Source organism: Candidatus Propionivibrio aalborgensis (assembly GCF_900089945.1).
In the GTDB taxonomy this organism is placed as follows: domain Bacteria; phylum Pseudomonadota; class Gammaproteobacteria; order Burkholderiales; family Rhodocyclaceae; genus Propionivibrio; species Propionivibrio aalborgensis.
This window is the reverse complement of the sequence record NZ_FLQY01000308.1, coordinates 1-571: the sequence shown is the minus strand read 5'-3', so window position 1 is coordinate 571 and position 571 is coordinate 1. Positions and strand designations below refer to the sequence as shown.

Here is a 571-nt window from a genome sequence, read left to right as displayed (position 1 = left end):
ATCTGCTCGTTGGTCAGGATGAAGGAGAACAACACCGCATTGGTGATGATGTAGAGCAGCATCGCGCTCATGTTCGCCGAGTTGAGCAGGACCTTCGGCACGTCCTTCATGCCGATGTCCTTATAGACGAATACGGCGATAAAGAAGGCGTACACCGCGCTCATGGCCGCCGCCTCGGTCGGGGTGAACAGGCCGCTGTAGATGCCGCCCATCACCACCACGATCAGCAGCAGGCCCCAGATCGCCTTGCGGAAAGCATCCCAGCGCTCCGCCCATGAACGCGGCTGCTCGCGCGGATAGTTGCCCTTCTTGGCCTCATACCAGGTGGTGAAGCCGAGGAACAGCGCCAGCATCAAACCGGGGATCACACCCGCCATGAACAGCGCGCCGATCGAACTGTTGGTCGAAACGGCATACATCACCATGACGATCGACGGCGGAATCAGGATGCCAAGCCCGCCCGACGAGGCGATGACGCCGACGCCGAACTTCTTCGGGTAGCCCGCCCTGACCATGGCCGGCAGCAGGATCGAGCCGATCGCCACCACGGTGGCGGGCGAAGAACCCGATA

1 protein-coding gene is annotated in these 571 nt (G+C 61.6%); it reads right to left on the bottom strand.

Features of this window, described 5'->3' with window-relative positions:
* Positions 1-571, bottom strand: a 571-nt coding sequence (locus PROAA_RS13460) for a TRAP transporter large permease (RefSeq protein ID WP_186411833.1), incomplete at both ends; no start/stop codon positions are given.